Source organism: Niveibacterium sp. 24ML (assembly GCF_026586805.1).
In the GTDB taxonomy this organism is placed as follows: domain Bacteria; phylum Pseudomonadota; class Gammaproteobacteria; order Burkholderiales; family Rhodocyclaceae; genus Niveibacterium.
Genome location: NZ_JAPFHA010000014.1, coordinates 60,910 through 80,291 on the forward strand (window position 1 = coordinate 60,910; position 19,382 = coordinate 80,291).

The window sequence follows — 19,382 nt, forward strand, 5'->3', positions numbered from 1 at the left end:
CACCGGGCGCACTGCGGACTAATCCGGGTCGTCGCGGTGCGGCGCCCGCCTGGGCACCACCAGGGTTACCGTGGTGCCCAGGCCCACGGCGCTCTGCAGATCAACCGTACCGCCAAGCAAGCCGGTGACGATGGTGTGCACGATGTGCATGCCCAGCCCGCTGCCGCCGCGCCCCATCTTGGTCGTGTAGAACGGATCGAACACCCGCCGCAGCGCCGCTTCGCTGATGCCCTGGCCATCGTCGCGCACCTCGATCAGCACGGCATCGGCGCCCTCAGGCGCAACCCGGATGCGGACCTCGCCCGCGGCACGATCCTCAAACCCGTGCAGGATCGAGTTATTGACCAGGTTGGTCAGCACCTGCCCCAGCGGGCCGGGATAGCTGTCGAGCACCACGTCCACTTCAATCGAGGTTTCCACCGTGTAGGGCGTCATCCGCAGACTCGGCCTGAGCATCAGCAAGGTCTCGTCAATCACCTCCGAGACGCGGAACTCACGCCGCCGGGTGGCCGCACGATCCACCGCCACCTGCTTGAAACTGGCCACCAGCTCGGCCGCGCGGGTCAGATTGCGCAGCAGGATGTCGCTCGCCTGCTCGGCGGTGCTCAGGTACTCGTTCAGGCTGGAGCGTCGCAAACCCTGAGCAAGATCGCGCAGCAGGGTGCGGGTGGCGTCCGACAGCGTGGTCGTCACGGTCAGGCAATTGCCGATCGGCGTGTTCAATTCGTGCGAAACACCGGCCACGATGCTGCCCAGCGCCGCCATTTTCTCTGACTGGACCAGGTTGTCTTTCGCGCGTTCAAGCCGCTCCAGCGCTTCAGAGACCTCACGGTTGGCGTCGCGCAACTGCGCGGTCCGCTCCTCAACCCGCTGCTCAAGCGTGGCATTGAGTTCGATCACCGCGCGCTCGTTGCGGCGGATCTCGGTGACATCAACCAGCGAGAGGATCAGCAGCTCCTGCTCGCCATCGCTCACCACCCGCCCCGAGATCGAACACAACAGCGTCTCGCCCCCCTTGCGGCACAGCAGCGCCTCACGCCCATTGCTTTCGCCAAAGCGCGCCAGTTCGCCCAGCAGGCTTTCGCGGTCCGCCAGATTGGCCCACAGCCCAATCTCGGCGCCGTTTCGCCCCAGCACCTCGTCGAGCTCATAGCCGAACTGGCGGCACCAGACTTCGTTGCAGTCGAGCATGCGGTAGTCAGACGTTCGGCTCACCGAAAGCGCCACCGGCGAGGCGTGAAAGAGCTGGCTGAACAACTGCTGGCTGCGGCGCAAATCGCCTTCGGCACGCAAGCGTGCGAATTCCTGCCCGATCCGCTCGGCAACCACTTGCACCAGCGAATGGGCGGTTTCGGCGTATTCGAGCGCATGCGCGAACGCCACCATCAGGGTATCGCCGCCGGCTTCGCCTTCATGACTCACCGGCGCCAGGATCACGCTTTGCGGCCGCAGCTTGAGCACGGCCGCCAGGGCGTCTGCCTCGTGCGGCGTTGGCGTCAGTTGCATGAAGCGCCGCTGGCCGATGGCCGCAAACAAGGCCGGCGCCTCCAGGGTGAGCGCGGTCTCGTGCTCGGCGCCTGCCGGGTAGCCGATCAGGCGCACGGCATCCCCATCCTGAACGCTGACCAGCATGGCGGCACCGGCGCCGACGCCCTCCGCCGCAGCGTCAAGCAGGCTCCGCAGGCCGCCGGAGCTACCCGCCGCCGCCAGGCGCTGAAGGGTTCGCTGGGCGCGCCTGACCTCGGTTTCGTCGCGCACCACGGCAACCATGCAGGCTTCACCGTTGATTTCCGTCAGGCGGGCGCTGACAACCCCTTCAATCAAGATCCCATCGCTGCGCCGGATTGAAATCGGCAAGCGCTCGGCGCGGCCGTCCTGCAGCACGCGCCGGGCAAGCTCCTCGCGCTGCTCAGGCTGTTCGAGGATGCCCAGCGCACGTGATGTGCGCCCGATCGCCTGCTCGCGCGGGATCCCGGTGATCCGCTCGAAGGCCTCGTTGGCGTCGTAGATCAGCCCGTCCGAGGCGCGCGAGAGGGTGACGTAGTCCGGCACCGCGAGGAAGGCGGCCGAAAAGCGCTGCTCGGATTCGCGCAAGGCGCGCTCGGCCTCCACCCGTTGCGTCATGTCATGGAAGCACAGCGCCACCACGCCCTGGTAATGGCGAAAGATGAACAGATCGAGCACGCATGTGCGGTCCCAGACCTCGTACTCGAATGCGGGGAATTCGCGGCTGCCGCCCGCTTCGGCCACCTGGGCGGTTGCGCGCGCCAGCGCCTCACTTTCGAAGCCAGGAAAGGCCAGCTCCAGCGCGCGCCCCAGCACACCATCGTGCGGCGCCCCAAGGACCTTCGCCACAAGGGGATTGGCGGCAATCACCACGCGCTGCCCGTCCGCTTCGACCCGCACCTCGACCACCCCCATCGGGGCGCCCTCGAGCAAGGTGCGAACGCGCTCCGCGCTGGCGCGCACGTCCGCTTCACGCGCACGCAATCGCTTGAAGATCGCGTCGAGCGTTTCGCCAATTTCGGCGAACTCGCGCACGCGAGTAGAGGGCAACCCGCCGACTTCGCCGCCATCGGCGATCGCGCGGGCACGCGAGGCCACCAGCGCCATGCGGTGCGCCATGCGCCGGGCCGAACGCCCGCCCATCATCAGGAGCACGATCGCCGCCATCACGAGGCCAACAACCGTTATCGCCGCCGCCGTGTAGAGCGGGCCGAACACCGCATAGGTGGGCTGGCCGATGAGGGCTACCCAACCAAGTTCCGGAATCGGCACCGCGCTGCCAAAGTAGTCGATGCCGTCAAGCGCAAACGCGCCGGTCGCGAGCCGCCCCTTGAGGCCGCTGCGCACCATCTCAAGGTTGCTCAGGTTGATCTGCTCGGCCGCCTTGTGTTGATCGGGGTGGGCGATGATGCGGCCGGCGCGGTCAACCAGCACTGCCAGCACGCCGCCCTCATCGCGCAACGCTGACACGCTGCCAGAGAGCCGGCCCAGGTCGATCTCCGCCACCAGCACCTGGCCGTCAACCGGCAGCGCCAGCGCAACCGAGATCTTGCCGCTGACCGGCGAGAGGAAGGTTTCCGACCAGACGGGTTTGTCGCGGGCGAGCGCCTGTTTGACGAAGGGGCGCTCAAGCTGCGAGAGGCCGATGTAGTTGTCGCGGAATGCCTGCTTGCCCGCGGGAAGCCCGACGCTGGCAACGAGGCCCTCGTAGTCGATCAGCAGCAGTGCGTCAGACCCTCCTTCGGTGGCCGCCAGCGCATCGAGCATCGCGCTGATCTGGTTGAGCTTGGCGTCGTTGCGCACCATCGTCGCCGCGGTATCGAGCGCCAGCTGCGGTGCCGCAAAGAAACTGAGCACCTGCTCGGTCACCGCAGTGGCCAGCACCCGATCGCGGTCACGCAAGATGCGCTCGAACGAAGGCAGCAGGTACCCGAGCAAGCCCAGGATCAGCAAGAGCAGTGGCACCAGCCCCGCGAGCGCGAACTGCCACGAGAGCAGGCCACGCAGGGTCACCGACAGTTTCATGGACCGAGCACCACCTCGAAATGTCCGTCGCGCACCACGGTGATGACAATCGCGCGCTTGGCATCACCAAAGCGGTCGATCATCAGCGGCCCCTGCGACAGCTCAAAGCGCCCCAGACGCAACAGCGTCTGCTTGAGGTGCTCGCCGCCCTTCTGCGCCTGCAAACCAATCAGCACCAGACGCGCGGCGTCATAACCGCAGACCGCGGCATAGCCAGGTTCTTCGCCGAAACGCTGCAAATAGCGCCGTTTGAATTCGGCATAGGTGGCCGCCGTGCTGTTGCGGTCAAAGTACTGCGACACCAGCATGCCATCGACCGCCCTGCCGCCCATTTCGATCAGCTTCTCCGAACCACCCCATTCGGAAGTCGCCAGTTGAACCGAGGGGGTGCGCTTGCGGATCTGCTGCGCGATAAGGGCGGTGTCGACTGCGTTCGTCACCAGGATGACGAGTTCGGGAGATTTGGCCAGCGCCGCATCCGCCAGTTCGCCAAAGTGAATTTCGGGGCGCGAGGTGAAGGTGCTGACCGAAAGCAGCTGCCCGCCGCCCTGCAGGAAGGGGGTGGCGAAGGCCTTGAACCAGCTTTCGGAGTAAGCCCGGTTGTTCAGATCGTAGATCACGGCCGCACGCTTGAAACCGCGCGCCAGGTAGTAGCCGGCGTTGCGGGCTGCGTTATCGCGGGTGGCTGCCACCACACGGAAGAAGTAGTCGTCGCGCTGGCTCAGTTCGTCGGTGGTGGAAGTCGGGCTCACCATGACCACCTTGCGCTCGCTCACGCGCGCAACCGTCGTGACCGACATGGCGCTGGTGGTATGCCCGACGATCGCGTCGACCGGCAGGGCAAGCAACTCATCGACCGCCTTGAGGGCGAGCTTCGGATCCTGCTCGTCGTTGCGTACCAGCAGTTCGACCGGGCGCCCCTTTACGCCACCGGCGGCGTTGATCTCTTCAACCGCAATCGTTGCGCCGTTGCGTCCGCCAATACCCAGATCCGCCACACGGCCTGAAAGGCCACCGACGAAGCCGAGCCTGACCGGTTCAGGCTTGCCGCAAGCGCCAACACCGCCAAGCAGGACGAGCATGGCAACACAGGCCGCAAAACGCATCGACAACACCATTGGCTTTGCCTCCGTTCTGCCCGTGCCATAACGTCAACGGCGCCCCACAACAAGACTTGAAACCCCCGGCGCCGCGCGCCGCAGGGCTTGCGCCAAAGCAATGCGCGGTGGGCGCAGCAGCGCGATCATGCCACCACGAGCGGCGCGGCGCCACGAGTGCCCGCACCCACGGTACACGGATGGAGACCCAAATGTTCCACAAGATACTTGTCGCAATCGATGGCAGTCAGGCTTCGGCCAACACGCTGGAGGTGGCAGCCCAGATGGCCATCACTCACGATGCGCTGCTGATCGTCGCGCATGCGCTGGACGAAGGTTTGCTGCCCGCCCGCCATGGCGGCGAAGCGCTGATCCCCAAAGTAGACGCCAAGCGCGTCTGGAAGGCAGAAGGCGAAGCCGTGCTGGCCGAAGCGCGCGCAAAGCTCGATCGCCCCGGCTTGCGGCTGGAGACCCTGCTGCTCGAATCCGAGAACGAACGCGCGGATGATCAGATCGCCCACGCGGTCATCGCCAACGGGGTTGATCTGGTGGTGATCGGCTCGCATGGCCGGCGCGGCATCCAGCGCTGGGTGCTGGGTTCAGTGGCCGAGCGCGTTGCGCGCAAGGTCGAATGTTCGGTCTTCGTGGTGCGGGCGCAGCACTGAGCCGCGCCCGCCGGCAAAGCGGTCAGCGCGTCAGCTGGCCGCTCCAGCCACCCCCGAGCGCCTGGTAGACGTTCACCAGTGCAAGCAGACGCTCACGCCGCGCAGTCACGAGTTGCCGTTCGGCCGTCAAGCGCTCGCGCTCGGCGTCGAGCAGATCGAGCCGGCTCGTCTGCCCCGCCTGGAAGGTCTTGACCGCGAGCTCATGCACCTTGACCCGGCTATCGCGCAGATTCACCGTTGCGGCCAGCGCTTCACGCGCGCCGCGTGCGGCCGACAGTGAAGAGAGCGCATCGGCATACGCCTGGCGGGCGGTCTGGCGATAGGCCAGCTCGGCCTGATCACGCTGTGCGGTGGCTTGATCTACATCCGCCGAAATGCGCGCCAGCCCAACCAGGGGCTGCGCCACCATGCCGGCGACGTTCCAGGTGTTTGCCGCGCTGGAGATCAGGTCTGACAGGGAGCCGGTCTCACCGCCGAGAAAGCCGGTCAGGCTGATGGTGGGAAACCACCGCGCCCGGGCCGCTTCCACGTTGGCACTGGCCGCAGCAAGCTGGGCCTCGGCCACGCGCACATCCGGGCGACGCTGGAGCAGCTCGGAGTGCAGGCCGGCAGGCACCTCCGGCACCTGGGCCAGCGCTTCAACCTCGGCGCCGCGATCAGGCTGGCGCTCGGCCAGCTCACGCGGGCTGCGCCCCAGCAGCAGCGACAAGGACACTTCCGCCTGTTCGCGCGCGGCACGAATCACCGGCAAGGCGGCCGCAACGCTGGCGCGTTCTGCCTCAACCAGCGCGTAGGCGTAGGGGCCGATCACCCCGGCGTCGAGACGCCGCTTCTGCAAGACCAGCAACTCGTCGCGGGTGGCCAGGGTGCGGGTGTAGAGCGCCTCATCGGCATCAAGCGCACGCAAGGAAAAGTAGGCGCGCGCCGTTTGCGCCGCCACCGCAATGCGGGTGACTTCCTGGCCGTACTCGCTGGCGGCAAGGTTTTGCGCGGCCACTTCACGTTCGGCGGCGAGGCGACCGAACAGATCGATCTCGTAGGCGACGGTGAAACCGCCGGTGAAGTTATTGCTGATCTTGGGCTGGCCCGGCTGCCGCGTATCGTCCGAAACGCTCTTGCGGGCACCGGCCACCGTCAGATCAACCGTCGGCAGCAGGTTGGTGCGCGCCGCATCCAGCGCACCGCGCGACTGCCGTACCCGGGCTGCGGCCAGTTGCACATCACTGTTGTGGGCAAGCGCTTCGGCCACGTAGGTGTCGAGCACCGGATCGCCAAAGCTCTGCCACCACTGGTTGATGGCGGCCGGCGCGGTTTGCTGCGCCGGCTTGGGCAGATCCATCTGCGGCGGCGCCTTGGGGGCGCCTGCGCAGGCGGCCAGCACCAGGGCTGCGCCCAGCGTCAGCGCAAAGCGGCCGTGGCGAGTCATTTCAGCATTCATGTTTCGTTCAGTCATGGCTCTTCCCTTCCTGCTGAAGTTCAGCAAGCGGGTGGTGCGGGGGGGCAATCAGCTCATCATCAGGCGTGCGCAGACGCCGGTCGATCACCAGTTTGTAGAACAGCGGCACGAAGAAGATTGCAAGGAAGGTCGCTGCGAGCATGCCGCCCATCACGCCGGTACCCACACTCTGCCGGGCTCCCGCGCCGGCGCCGGACGATATGGCCAGCGGCAGCACACCGAGGATGAAGGCGAGCGAGGTCATGATGATCGGGCGGAAGCGCAGGCGCGCCGCTTCGATCGCCGCCGCTGCGGGCGGATAGCCTTCCTGGTTCTTGAGCAAGGCGTACTCGACGATCAGGATCGCGTTCTTCGCGGCCAACCCCAACAGCGTCACCAGACCGATCTGGAAATAGACGTCGTTGGTGAAGCCACGCAGCCACACCGCGGCCAGCGCGCCAAAGGTGCCAAAGGGCAAGGCGAGCAGCACAGAGATCGGCAGCGACCACTTCTCGTACAGCGCAGCGAGGATCAGGAACACCATCACCACCGCCATGCCCAGCGCGAGGCCGGAACTGCCGGACGAGCGCTTTTCCTGGAAGGATGAGCCAGTCCAGTCGTAGCTGAACTCGGGCGGCAGCACTTCCTTGGCGATGCGCTCGACTTCAGCGATCGCCTGGCCCGAGCTGTAGCCCGGCGCAGCATTGCCCAGCAGCTTCACCGCCGGCAGGTTGTTGTAGCGTTCCAGCAAATCGGGGCCTGCTGTGTAGTCGATGTGGGCAAAAGCCGACAGCGGCACCATCCCGCCCTTGCTGCTCTTCACATAGATGCGACCGATGTCGTCGGGCCGTTTGCGATAGCTCGAATCGGCGGACATCAAGACCTGCCAGGCACGGCCAGACTTGTTGAAGTCATTGACGTAGTAAGTGCCCAGCGAAGCTGCCAGGGTGTTGAAGGCCTCATCAAGATTCACGCCCAGCGCCTTGGCCTTGTTGCGGTCCACATCCACGTACAACTGTGGCGAGTTGGCGCGCCAGAGGGTCTGCACCCCGGCCAGCACCTTGCTCTGCGAGGCTGCCGCCTGGAAGGCGCCCACCACCTCGGCCATCTTCTTCGAGCCACCTTCGCCGCGGTTCTGGATGTAGAACTCGAAACCGCCCGTGCTGCCGAGGCCGAAGATCGCCGGTGGCGGGAAGGCCAGCACCAGCGCTTCCTTGATCCCGGCCGTCTTGGCGTATAGCTCGCCGACCAGCGCGGTCACCGGCACCTTGCGCTCGTCCCAGTGCTTCTGGGTCACGAAGAGGGTTGCGGCGCTGTTCTTGTAGCCGCCGCCGATGAAGTCGAAACCGGTGAAGGCCACGACGTCCTGGTTGGCAGGGTTCGATTGCACCGCTTCGATCACCTGCTTGACTACCTTGTCGGTGCGCTCGAGCGAGGCGCCGTCCGGCAGGAACACGGCCGAGATGTAGAAGCCCTGGTCTTCGTCCGGCACCAGCGAGCCCGGCGTGAACTTCCACAAGCCGGCAGTGACCACCACCATGCCGATGAAGAGCAAGGCACCGATGGTGGAACGCTTGATGATCCAGGTCACACCACCGATGTAGCGGCCGGTGGCACGATGGAACCAGTCGTTGAAGCGCAGGAAAAAGCGGTGCGTCTGCTTGTGTTCGTGCTTGAGGATCAGCACGCACAATGCAGGCGTCATTGTCAGCGCGATGATGCCGGAGAGCGTCACCGAAATCGAAATCGTGATCGCGAACTGGCGGAACAACTCGCCGGTCAGCCCACCGAGGAAGGCAATCGGCACGAACACCGAACACAGCACCAGCACGATCGCGATGACCGGGCCGGTCACCTCCTTCATCGCCTGGATCGCTGCCTCGCGGGCGTGCAGCCCCTCTTCATGCATGATCCGCTCGACGTTTTCGAGCACCACGATTGCATCGTCAACCACGATACCGATCGACAAGACCATGCCGAACAGCGTGAGCGTGTTGATCGAGTAGCCCAGCAGATGCAGCCCGGCGAAGGTACCGATCAGCGAGACAGGCACGGCGAGGGTCGGAATCAGCGTGGCGCGCCAGTTCTGCAGGAACAGGAAGACCACCAGGAAGACCAGCACCATGGCCTCGGCAAGGGTCTTGAGTACCTCGCGGATCGACACCTCGACAAAGCGCGTGGTGTCGTAAGGCACGCTGTAGGTAAAGCCCTCGGGGAAGCGCTCGGACATGCCGGCGAGCGTCTTCTTCACCTCATCGGCAACGTCAAGCGCGTTGGCGCCCGGCTGCAGGAAGATGCCGACCAGGGTAGCGGGCTTGCCATTGATGCGGCCGATGAAGTCGTAGTCCTTCGCCCCGAGCTCTACCCGTGCCACCTCCTTGAGGCGCAGCGCAGAGCCATCCGGATTGGCCCGCACAATGATGTTCTCGAACTCTTCAACGCTGGAGAGACGGCCCTTGGTGGTGACGGTGTAGACCATCTCCTGCCCTCCCGCAGTGGGCGCCTGCCCCACCTTGCCGGCCGCGAACTGCGCGTTCTGCTCATTCAAGGCCGCGGCGATATCCGCCACCGTCACCTTCATCTGCGTCATGCGATCCGGGCGGATCCACACGCGCATGGCGTAGTCCTTGGCGCCGAAGATCTGCACATTGGTCGTGCCGGGGATGCGCTTGAGCGCATCGAGCACGTTCAGCGTGACGTAGTTGGAGGTGTAGAGGTCGTCGTAGCGCCCATCAGGCGAGTAGAAGGCCAGCACCTGCAGGAAGGACGACGAGCCCTTCTCCACCGTCACGCCCTGGCGACGCACTTCCAGCGGCAGCTTTGCTTCGACCTGCTTGACGCGGTTATTGACGTTGAGCGCAGCCTGATCGACATCGGTGCCGATCTCGAAGGTCACCGCAATCGTCATCACGCCGCTGGATGTGGAGGTCGACTGCATGTACATCATGCCTTCGACACCGTTGATGGCGTTCTCGACGGTGGCGGCAACGGTCTGCTCCAGCACTTCGGCCGAAGCGCCGGGGTAGACCGCAGTCACCTGCACCACAGGCGGTGCGATTTCGGGGTACTGCGCAATCGGCAATACACGCATGGCCGCCAAGCCCGCCAGAACCATGAAGATGGAAATGACGAAGGCGAAGATCGGCCTGTCTATGAAGAAACGGGAAAACATGGATCAGCGCCTCCGGCTTATTGCTTCGGCGCTTGCGGCGCGGATTGGGCGGCGGGCGCTGCCGCGCCCACCTTGACCGGCGCACCGGGGAAGAAGATGCGGGCGGTGCCATCGACGATCACCTGGTCACCCGGCTTGAGGCCATCGCGAATCACCCAGGCGTTGGCCAGATCACCGTCGAGCTTCACCCACTCACCCACCTGCACCGGACGCGGCTGCGCAATCGTTGCGCCTTCCTTGCCTTGCCCCACGACATACACAAACTTGCCATTCGGCGAATCGAGCACTGCACGCTGCGGCAAGACCACCGCCTGCGGCCGCGTTGCGCCACTGAGGATCACGCGCACGAACTGGCCCGGCGCCAACTTGCCGTCGGCATTCGCAATGCTGGCCCGGGCGGCAAAGCTGCCGGTGTTCGCATCGGCCTTGTAATCGCGGAAATCGACGCGCCCCACACGATCGAGCATCGCGCCGTCAGAAAGCTTGAGCTTCACCGCAAAGCCTTCCTTGGGCAGCACCAGCTTGCCATTGGCCGCTTCGTCACGCAGGCGCAGCGCTTCTTCCTCGCCCACGCCGTAATTGACATGGGCCGGATCGGTTTGCGCCAGCGTCGCCAGCAAGCTGTCGCCACCAGCCGCGACGAGGCCGCCTTCAACCTTGAGCGCACGGCCGGCAACGCCACCGAGCGGCGCGCGGACTTCGGTGTAGCCCAGATCGATGCGCGCCGTGGTCAGGTCTGCCTCGGCCGACTTCACGGCGGCGCGCGCCAATTCGAAGGCCGATGCCGCGTCGTCGCCTTCCTTCTGGCTGACAGCCTGCTCGGCCGCCAGGGGCTTGATCCGGTTGTATTCGCGCTCGGCCTGCTTGAGCCGGGCCTGCGCCTGCGCCAGTGCGGCTTCGGCGGCCGCCACGCGGGCACGGAAGGGCGCCGGATCGATCAGGAACATCGCCTGCCCGGCCTTGAGGACGCTGCCTTCCTCGTAAAGCCGCTTCTCGATGATGCCGGTAACCCGCGCACGCACCTCGATCTCGCGCGAACCTGCAACCTGACCGACGTACTCGAAATCCACCGGCACGTCGCGCAAGGCAACGGTGCTGACGACCACGTTGGCCGGCGGCATTCCGCCGTGCCCCTGTGGCCCGCCCTGCTTGCCGCAGGCCAAGAGAACCATCGAAAGGGCTGCAAGCGCGATGGCGTTGCGAGCCGGCAAGGGACTGATCCGGGAGCGATGCATGTTTGAATCCTCTGCGTGGGGAGCGCGTGCCCCGGCCAGGCGCCGGGACATCATGAATTGACAACGAATGCGAATTTTAGATACATACACGAATGTTTGTAAATCGGTAATCGTGTCATTCTGTGCCGCGCCCGTCACTTCAGCGCATAGCCTGAGTCCGCCGCGTTACAGAGCGCCAAGCCTTACAATAGTTGGAATCATGGTCAGACGAACGAAAGAACAAGCCGAAGCCACGCGCGAGCAGTTGCTCGACGCTGCCGAAGCCCTTTTTTGCAACACCGGCGTCGCCTCGACCACGCTGGACCTGATCGCGCGTGCCGCGGGGGTCACACGCGGGGCGGTGTACTGGCATTTCAAGAACAAGGCTGAGATCTTCGAGGCGGTGTGCGATCGCGCCACCTCGCCGATGGGAACGATGCTCGACACGCTCGCCAATGACCCGGGCGACGATCCGCTGGGTGCGCTCGAGCGCCAGGCCGGAGACATCCTCATCCTGGTTGCGACCGACGCGCGCATTCGATCAGTGCTCGAAATCCTCTTTCGCGGCTTTGACGGCGGGCCGGAGTTTGCCGAGTACCTCGCCCGCGAAGAACAGAACAAAAGGCAGTGCCGCTGCCAGATCCAGTCGATTCTCGAAGTCGCCGTGGCACGAAATCAGTTGCCGCCCCACGTCAAACCCGCGGATGCCGCCGTCGCGGTCACCGCCTTCGTCGGCGGATTGATGCACGACTGGGTGATCGATCAGGACTACGACCTCGCCAACATGGCACGCTGGCTCACAAAGATCTTCTTCAACGGGCTCAGACACGGCTAAGCCGGCGTCGCTCGCCCTACCCCCTCCCCGCTTGCAGCAGCTTGCAACCTGAAGGCTCTGGCTACTCTGCTGCGCACCCTGAAAGTGCCGCACTCGGCAAAGCCCTTGCTGCGCCCCTATCGCGCGTGAGGACAAGGCTTGCTGCATGTTTTCAGAACATGCGGGGCATCCGCAGCCCGTGCGTTGCAAGCAGCGCCTCGAACCGGCCACTGCGATCGAAGATCGCAAACTCGTACTCCGACAGAACAGGGCCGCCCACAAAATCGCCCTGCAGATCGAAAGCGTGACCCGTACGACCAATGAGAACGCCGCAGCCTCGAGCAAGCCTGCCAAAGACGCACGCAACCTTGATACGCTTGCGCCAGGGCTGCTGGCAGCGCCGCCGCAATTGAGGGGCTGATCCAGCGGGCCGCCCTGACCCCGCTGCGCGAAATTCCAGTGCCCGGCGACGTGCGAAGTGCCGCGTCCACGCTAGAATCGCGCACGCTTCACCGGGGCGGACTGCCTCCTCTGCGCAAAGCCTGAGCCTTGCACCCGCAGCGGCCGCAAGTCAGGCCCACCGAACCCCTGCCGGGGTGGTGAAATTGGTAAACACAGCGGACTTAAAGAATTGAGCACCGGGCGGTGAAAGCCCCCGCGTGAATCCCTTCAAATTCGGCGAAACCCCTGGCCCGCGCGCCGAGGCAACGCCGAGCCAAGCCCGGAAACGGGAAGGTGTAGAGACTAGACGGAGGGCACCTAAGGCGGACAACCGCTACGGTGAAGGCATAGTCCAGCGCACGAACCGGCCACTGGGCCGGGCATCGAAAGATGTGGTGTGACGAAAATCCGCCGGAGTAATCCTTGCCGGTTCGAGTCCGGTCCCCGGCACCAGCTATCGCGCCCCGAACGCCACATGCCCCCGCAGCAGTGTCGCGCGCACACCGCGCTTCCGCTTTCGAGGTGCGCCCCAAAAATGTGCGCGGCACACCCACTGGGCTTTGGGGCGAGAACGGATGGCGGCGCCAAAACGAGCGGCGCTGTCAGCAATGCTCCCTCGGTTGTCCGCAGCAGCGCGCGTTCGCGTGGCGACGGCAAGAAATGCGGATAGACGCGGTCACAGGAAGGAACACGGGCATCACGCCCTGACGGGCGCAAACAGCCCTGCACGCAAACCGAAGGTACGGTCTGAACCAGGCCGACACTCAGCCGGCGACGTGCGAAATCCGCGTGCGCAGCGCCGGCTCAGCTTCAAACGGACGTTCGCCGTCGTGCTGTGTAATCGCGTTGAGGGCCCGTTCCGGGTTGTCCGCATCGCGTTGCAACGCAACGCCAACCGCAAGAACGTCAATCACAACGAGCTGAAGAATGCGCACGATCATCGAGACGAATGTCTGGCCATCCTCAACATGATCGAGCCCGATACAGACGGTCGCCTTGCGCGCCAGCGGGCTCTTGCTCGCGGTGATCGCAATCACGTCGGCGCCCGCAGCCAGCGCCGCGTCCACAGCACGCAAGAGGTCGGACGGGCGCCCCGAGGTCGATACGGCAAGCACCACATCGCCGGGCCCGAGGCACTCGGCCGACTGCAACTGCAGGTGCGCGTCGGAGTAGGAAACACACGGCACGCGGAAGCGGAAGAACTTCAGTTGCGCATCGAGCGCAACGACGGCGGAATTGCCGATCGCGTAGAACTCCAGGCGCTTCGCATGCCGCAGCAGGCTGGTCGCCTCTTCGATTGCCGCAACGTTGATCGAATCGCGAAAACGCAGGATCGCCGACGCGGTGTTCTCCATCACTTTGGCACTGATGTCGGGGGCGGAATCACCGTCCTTGACCTGGCTGTGACGGACCGGCACCGTGCCGGTCAGCCCGGAAGCAAGCTTGAGTTTGAAATCTGACAAGCCCTGGAATCCAAGCGAGCGGCAGAATCGGATCACCGTCGGCTGGCTCACCTCCGCCTGGCGCGCGATCTCGATGATCGGGTCGTTGAGCACCGCGCGGGGCCGGGCAAGCACGAGTTGCGCAACCCGCTGCTCAGCCTTTGAGAGCGAGTCTCCCGCCGCGCGGATACTGTCGAGGAGCGAGCTTTCTCCTTCGCCACGGCCGCGCAAGGTATCCGCAAGGATCGCCGACACGCCATGAAAGGCCGGATACGGCGCCGTAATCACGTAGGTGGGAATCGCGGCCAGGTACTCGGCGAATCGCCCCTTGGCTTCGAATCGTGCGCGGAACGGCGAATGTTCAAAGCGCGCACCAAGGCGCGGAACAATTCCGCCGCCGATGTAGATGCCACCGAGCGCCCCCAGTGTCACCGCGAGATTCGATGCCACCGTGCCCAGCATGGAACAGAAGCAGTCAAGGGTTTCCACGCAAACCGGGTCCGTTCCCGCAACCGCAGCCTCTACCACATCCTTGGCTTGGCGCGGCAAGGGTGCCACGCCCGCACGCTCGCACAGGGCACGATAGGTGAGTTCGATGCCCGGCCCTGAGATCAGTCGCTCACCCGACACATGCGGGAGTCGCTTCATGCAGTAGCGCAGAACATCCAGTTCGCGCTCGTCGTTCGGAGCAAAACTGGTGTGCCCGCCTTCGCTTCCGAGCGTGACCCAGCGGTCTTCCGTCGGAATGAGCGCGGACACGCCGAGTCCGGTGCCAGGCCCGAGCAAGCCAATCACCGAGTTCGGTTGCGGTGATCCCCCGCCAATCTGCACCCGCTGATCCGCGTTCAGATGCCGCAAGGCCATGGCCAGCGCGGTGAAGTCGTTCACCACAAGCAGCGTGGAAAAATCGAGCCGTTGCCTGACCTCCTCAATCGAGAACGACCAATTCCGGTTAGTCATCCGTACAAGATCGCCGCCAATCGGGTTGGCGATTGCGATACCCGCGTGACTGACCCGCTTGAGCCCGACGCGCTTCAGATAAGCGCGCATCACGTCGGCCAATCCGGCATAGTCATCGCAGCGGAGGACTTCAATCGCGTCGAAGTGCCCGGGCGCCACCTCAAGCGCAAAGCGCGCATTGGTCGCGCCGACATCGGCAAGCAAGCGCGGACCATCAGCGAAAAACTTGCCGCGGCTCAAAACCGGCAGAAAGCCAGCAACCGAGGCTGCCATTTGCCCCCCGGCTTTGCGATGAATCACGAAACTTCCCGGCCAGCGGCAGCCTCAAGCAAGCGGTACCAATCGCTCCGCTCAAGCTTGAGTTGCGCAGCCGCAGCAGCCAATCGGATGCGCTCCAGCTTCACGGTCTCGATGACCGGGATCGGCTGCGCGGGATGCCGCATGACCCACGCGAGCGCAAGCTGGTCCGCAGTGACATTCGTGCGCTCAGCCAATTCACTCAGCACCGAAGTGACGTAAGGCATCCGGTCACCGGCGAGGCTTGGCGCAAGGTGTTCCGACAAGGCTGAATGGTCATCCAAGACCCCTGTAGCCATCGGCGATATCCGCATCTTCTGGCACTGCGTCAGCACCCCGTCACTGATCGGTGACAGATTCGACAATGAAAACGGGATCTGATTGACCAGCAACGGAAACGGGAGGCGCGACTGCAGCAGTTCGAGTTCGCAGGTACGGAAGTGCGCCACACCGAAACCACGTACCTTCCCCGACTGTTTCAAGGCGCAGAACACCTCTGCAAGCTCATCGGCGTCCATCAACGGATCTGGCCGATGGATCAACAGGGCGTCGAGATGATCGGTATTCAGCGCGCGGAGGGAATTCTCAACCTGCGCGACAAGGTGCGCACGGGAGGCATCGTAGTGACGCGTCGACCCTTCACCCAGTCTGGGTCGCAGCCCACACTTGGTTACGATCTGCAAGCGAGCGCGCAGCGACGTTGAAGAGCGGAAGGCTTCGCCAAGCAGACCCTCTGTGCCGTGATCGCCGTATACATCGGCTGTGTCAACGGTCGACAAGCCGCTTTCAATTGCGCCCTCAAGGAAGGCGACCAGCTCGCCACCACGGAGACCCGACTCCGCAAAGCGACGAGTGCCCAGCACAAGCTGCGAAAACTGTGCGCCGCGAAACGCGTTCATTCTGGCGACTCACCAGCAAGCAAATACGGACCCGCCAGAACCGCCGGAAAACACGTCGCCATAGAAGGGCTGCAGCAATCAGTTAGTGGGTCGCACGGTCACGTTGAACGGTTTCAAGTCAAAGCTTGCCAACCGCAAAACAGATAAAGGAGACCCGGCCGGGTAACCGGTCGGGCCTCGATACTGCGTATTACTTTGCCTGACGGGCAGCGATCGCTTCGGCCTTCGACGTGTAGATCGTCTTGTCGCCGGAGTTCACCCACACCTGCTTGATGGTATTGCCATCAAAGCGCATGTCTTTGCCGCCTTGTTCCTTGGTATCACCCTTGTGAATGATGTAGTTCACAAAGCCGCTCTTGCCGAAGGCTGCGTGCGGAACATGCCAATAGACGCCAGCATCGTCGGTTTTGCCAGCCGGCTTGAGCGGGCCAAACCAATCCACACCGTCAATCGGGGTGCCCGGTTGCCCAGGGTTACCGATCCAGGCGTGCAGGCCCCAGCCGGTGTAGTTGCCATCCGGGCGGAAATAGTTGATTGCGATCATGCCTTCGGCGGGATCGGAAGCTTCTGCCGCAAACGAGGGCAGCGCCGATGCTGTCAAGGCCAAAGCAGCAACAGCCTTCAAAAAGAAACGTTTTGTAGTCATGGGTTGTCCTCCGGTAAAAAAATCGCAGGGTGATTCAATACGCCGAACGCCGTGCCCCAGCATCGGGCGTCGCCCCTCACGCTGAGCGGGACGCCCTTGTCATTAGATTCAATTAACCCTTTACGCCGCCCGCGGTCAGGCCACCCACCATCCAGCGCTGGCTAAGCACGAAGACCAAGGTGATCGGCATCCCCGAAAGGATTGCAGCCGCCGCAAAGTCGCCCCACAAGTACTTCTGCTCGTAAAGGAACAGCTTGGAGCCCACTGCCAGCGTCAGGTTGGCTTCCTGGTGCAACAGCACGGACGCGACCGGGTATTCAATGATCGCCCCGATGAACGCCAACAGGAACACCACCATCAGGATCGGCTTTGCCATCGGCAAGAGCACATACTTGAAGGCCTGCCAATGGGTCGCACCATCAACCACCGCAGCCTCTTCGATCTCGACCGGGATCGTGTCGTAGTAACCCTTGATCGTCCACACGTGCAAGGCGATGCCCCCTGCATAAGCGAGGATCAGGGCCCAGTGACTATCGACGCCAAGCACCTTCACATAGCTGCCCAGGTAATCAAAGATCGAAAAGATTGCGATCAGCGCCAGAACCGTCGGGAACATCTGCATCAAGAGAAGTGCCGTCATCCAGTGCTTCTTTCCGCGGAACTTCATCCGCGCAAAAGCGTAGGCCGCCGTCGTGGACAGCAGAACCGCAATGAATGCCGAGATCAACGCAACCTTGATCGAATTCCACAACCACAGCAGCACGGGGAACGGCGGCGTCACCAAGGAGCCATCCTCGGCTTGATACGAGATCCCTAGTGCAAGCTTCCAGTGCTCAAAACTGATCTGATCTGGAATCAGGCTGCCAACCGCAAAGTTACCGGGGCGGAGCGAGATAGACAGAATCATCAAGAACGGGAACATGCACAGCGAGATGAATGCAATCAGGCCCAAGTGCGCTGCCACAACCCGCCACCTGTGGGACTTGTCGAGAACGATAGCCATACAACCAACCTTTCAATACCGATGCAACCGCTTTGGCCGCTAGAGAATTCAGTCCAACTGCTTCGAGACGCCGCGCACTCGGCGCGGCCCACTGATCAGCGTGCTTCCTGCTGGTTAACCTTTGTCATTCGAAGGTTAACAATCGAGAGGATCGCAACCATCACGAAAATTACCGTCGAGATTGCCGCAGCCAAGCCGAATTGCTGGCCCGAATCGCCAAACGCAATGCGGTAGGTATAAGAAACAAGAATGTCTGTTTCACCCGCCGGGATCTTCGTATCGAGGAAGTCCGGGCGCCCGTTGGTCAGCAGGCTGATCAGCACGAAGTTGTTGAAGTTGAAAGCAAATGACGAAATCAACAGCGGCATCAACGGCTTCAGGATCAAAGGCATGGTGATCTTGAAGAAGTTCGTCAACGGGCCGGCTCCGGCCAGCGCAGAGGCCTCATACAAGTCGGCCGGAATTGATTTGATCAAGCCTTGGCAGAGCACCATCATGTACGGATAACCGAGCCAAGTATTGACGATCAGGATCATTACTTTGGCGAGATTCGGGTCAGTAAACCAGGGCGGCTTGACACCAAACAATTGATCAAGGATCAGATTGATCTCACCAAAGTTATTGTTGAACAAACCTTTGAAGACGAGGATCGAGATGAAGCCCGGCACCGCATACGGCAGGAACAAGAACATCCGATAAACGTTTCTTCCGGCAATCGCCTCCCAATTCAACAGGACGGCGAGGAACATTCCAACGGCCGCTGTCAGCAGCACCGACATGAACGAGAAAGTCACGTTCCATGCAAAGATCCGCAGGAACGGTTGCTGGATCGACTCGTCTCCAAGCACGCGGCGGAAGTTATCGAAACCAACGCCAACCTTGAAACCCGGGGCAAGCTGCTCGCCTTGCGCGGTTTCGTAAAAGCCTGTGGTGAAATTGGGGCGGACGATCTGCTGCGTCTGGACGTTCGTCAGCGAACCATCCGGGTTCTTCGAGTAGAGTTTCTTGACCGGCGCGAATTCACGCAGCCCTGACATGGTCAACTCGCCCCCATCCGGCAGCTTCACGACGACCGCACGCATGGGGTCGCGCAGCGGAATGATATCGCGCAATTCCAAGGCACCGCCCAAAGGCTCAGCAGCATGGGCCGGCGTCGCCAGAGCCACAACACGCTCGGTTTTCTTCAGGGCCAAGGGGCCCGTAATGTAGGCCTGACCAGCTTCTTCGTTCTGCAATTTCAGACGGTATTCGCTGCCCTCGCGGTGCACGGTCATGGCGAACAACAGGCCTTCAGTCTGGTACGTCTCATCAAGCAGGTATTTGGTCGCGCGATCGAATTCAAGAAGGTTCTTGGAGCTGTAATTGGTGAAGCCAATCGCGATGGTATAGACCATCGGGAAGACGACAAATATCAACGCCCCAGCAACACCGGGGAAGAGATAGCGGTACGAATAGGCGCCTGGCGCCGTATAGACGTACACCATCAGCGCAACGACCAGCAGCGCGACACCGGCCACCACCGTCTGTCCCGACACGTACAACAAGAAAACGAGATAAAGACCTGCGAGCGCCACGAGCGCAAGAAGCGCAGGGCCAATCCACTTTGTCTGACGGTCGTTCACGACACAAATCCCCTACGTGCGAACCCGGCACCCACCTCAAGCCAGCAAAAGGAAGCTTGGGAGGGGTGTCTGTCCGATTGAAACCAACATTGACCGCGCTGCACCGCCTGACAACTTCCGCACCGAAGTGCCAGGCGGGAGCGG

General features: G+C 63.2%; 12 protein-coding genes. 2 read left to right on the forward strand and 10 right to left on the reverse strand.

Annotated features, from left to right (window positions below):
* Positions 1-18: 18 nt before the first annotated feature.
* Both OPU71_RS13070 and OPU71_RS13075 read right to left on the reverse strand, forming a co-directional pair.
* Positions 19-3,531, reverse strand: coding sequence for a PAS domain S-box protein (locus tag OPU71_RS13070; RefSeq protein WP_267728442.1), 3,513 nt, complete (start codon positions 3,529-3,531; stop codon positions 19-21).
* Positions 3,528-4,649 (reverse strand): ABC transporter substrate-binding protein, encoded by a 1,122-nt coding sequence (locus OPU71_RS13075; RefSeq protein ID WP_267728443.1) that lies wholly within the window; start codon positions 4,647-4,649, stop codon positions 3,528-3,530. Before OPU71_RS13075 ends, OPU71_RS13070 begins: the two co-directional genes overlap by 4 nt.
* A gap of 191 nt (positions 4,650-4,840) precedes the next feature.
* Here OPU71_RS13075 and OPU71_RS13080 point away from each other — a divergent pair, with 191 nt between their 5' ends.
* The gene (locus tag OPU71_RS13080) at positions 4,841-5,293 is read left to right on the forward strand and encodes a universal stress protein (protein ID WP_267728444.1); all 453 of its coding nucleotides are present in this window, start codon (positions 4,841-4,843) and stop codon (positions 5,291-5,293) included.
* A gap of 22 nt (positions 5,294-5,315) precedes the next feature.
* Here the strand turns inward: OPU71_RS13080 and OPU71_RS13085 are convergent, their stop codons facing one another.
* Genes OPU71_RS13085 through OPU71_RS13095 form a run of 3 tightly spaced genes read right to left on the reverse strand, consistent with a single transcriptional unit; the run spans position 5,316 to position 11,135 of the window.
* Entirely contained in the window at positions 5,316-6,746 is a 1,431-nt protein-coding gene (locus tag OPU71_RS13085) for an efflux transporter outer membrane subunit (protein WP_267728446.1), read from the reverse strand.
* Positions 6,739-9,900, reverse strand: coding sequence for an efflux RND transporter permease subunit (locus OPU71_RS13090; RefSeq protein ID WP_267728447.1), 3,162 nt, complete (start codon positions 9,898-9,900; stop codon positions 6,739-6,741). Before OPU71_RS13090 ends, OPU71_RS13085 begins: the two co-directional genes overlap by 8 nt.
* Before the next feature lie 17 nt (positions 9,901-9,917).
* Positions 9,918-11,135, reverse strand: a complete 1,218-nt coding sequence (locus tag OPU71_RS13095; protein ID WP_267728448.1) for an efflux RND transporter periplasmic adaptor subunit — start codon at positions 11,133-11,135, stop codon at positions 9,918-9,920.
* Between the two features lie 199 nt (positions 11,136-11,334).
* Between OPU71_RS13095 and OPU71_RS13100 the strand changes: the two genes are divergently transcribed.
* Positions 11,335-11,949, forward strand: a complete 615-nt coding sequence (locus OPU71_RS13100; protein WP_267728449.1) for a TetR family transcriptional regulator — start codon at positions 11,335-11,337, stop codon at positions 11,947-11,949.
* A 1,184-nt stretch (positions 11,950-13,133) separates the two neighbouring features.
* On the opposite strand, the gene OPU71_RS13105 is transcribed toward OPU71_RS13100, so the two are convergent.
* The 5 genes from OPU71_RS13105 to malF form a co-directional block, all read right to left on the reverse strand.
* Positions 13,134-15,044, reverse strand: coding sequence for a glucokinase (locus OPU71_RS13105; RefSeq protein ID WP_267728450.1), 1,911 nt, complete (start codon positions 15,042-15,044; stop codon positions 13,134-13,136).
* 23 nt (positions 15,045-15,067) lie between these two features.
* Positions 15,068-15,967 carry an aldo/keto reductase gene (locus tag OPU71_RS13110; protein ID WP_267728451.1) on the reverse strand — a complete coding sequence of 300 codons (900 nt, stop codon included), beginning with the start codon at positions 15,965-15,967 and terminating at the stop codon, positions 15,068-15,070.
* Between the two features lie 190 nt (positions 15,968-16,157).
* Positions 16,158-16,676, reverse strand: a complete 519-nt coding sequence (locus OPU71_RS13115; protein ID WP_267728452.1) for a pullulanase-associated domain-containing protein — start codon at positions 16,674-16,676, stop codon at positions 16,158-16,160.
* A 49-nt stretch (positions 16,677-16,725) separates the two neighbouring features.
* Positions 16,726-17,616 (reverse strand): maltose ABC transporter permease MalG, encoded by an 891-nt coding sequence (malG, locus tag OPU71_RS13120; protein ID WP_267728453.1) that lies wholly within the window; start codon positions 17,614-17,616, stop codon positions 16,726-16,728.
* Between the two features lie 95 nt (positions 17,617-17,711).
* Positions 17,712-19,238, reverse strand: a complete 1,527-nt coding sequence (malF, locus tag OPU71_RS13125) for a maltose ABC transporter permease MalF (protein WP_267728454.1) — start codon at positions 19,236-19,238, stop codon at positions 17,712-17,714.
* Positions 19,239-19,382: the final 144 nt, after the last annotated feature.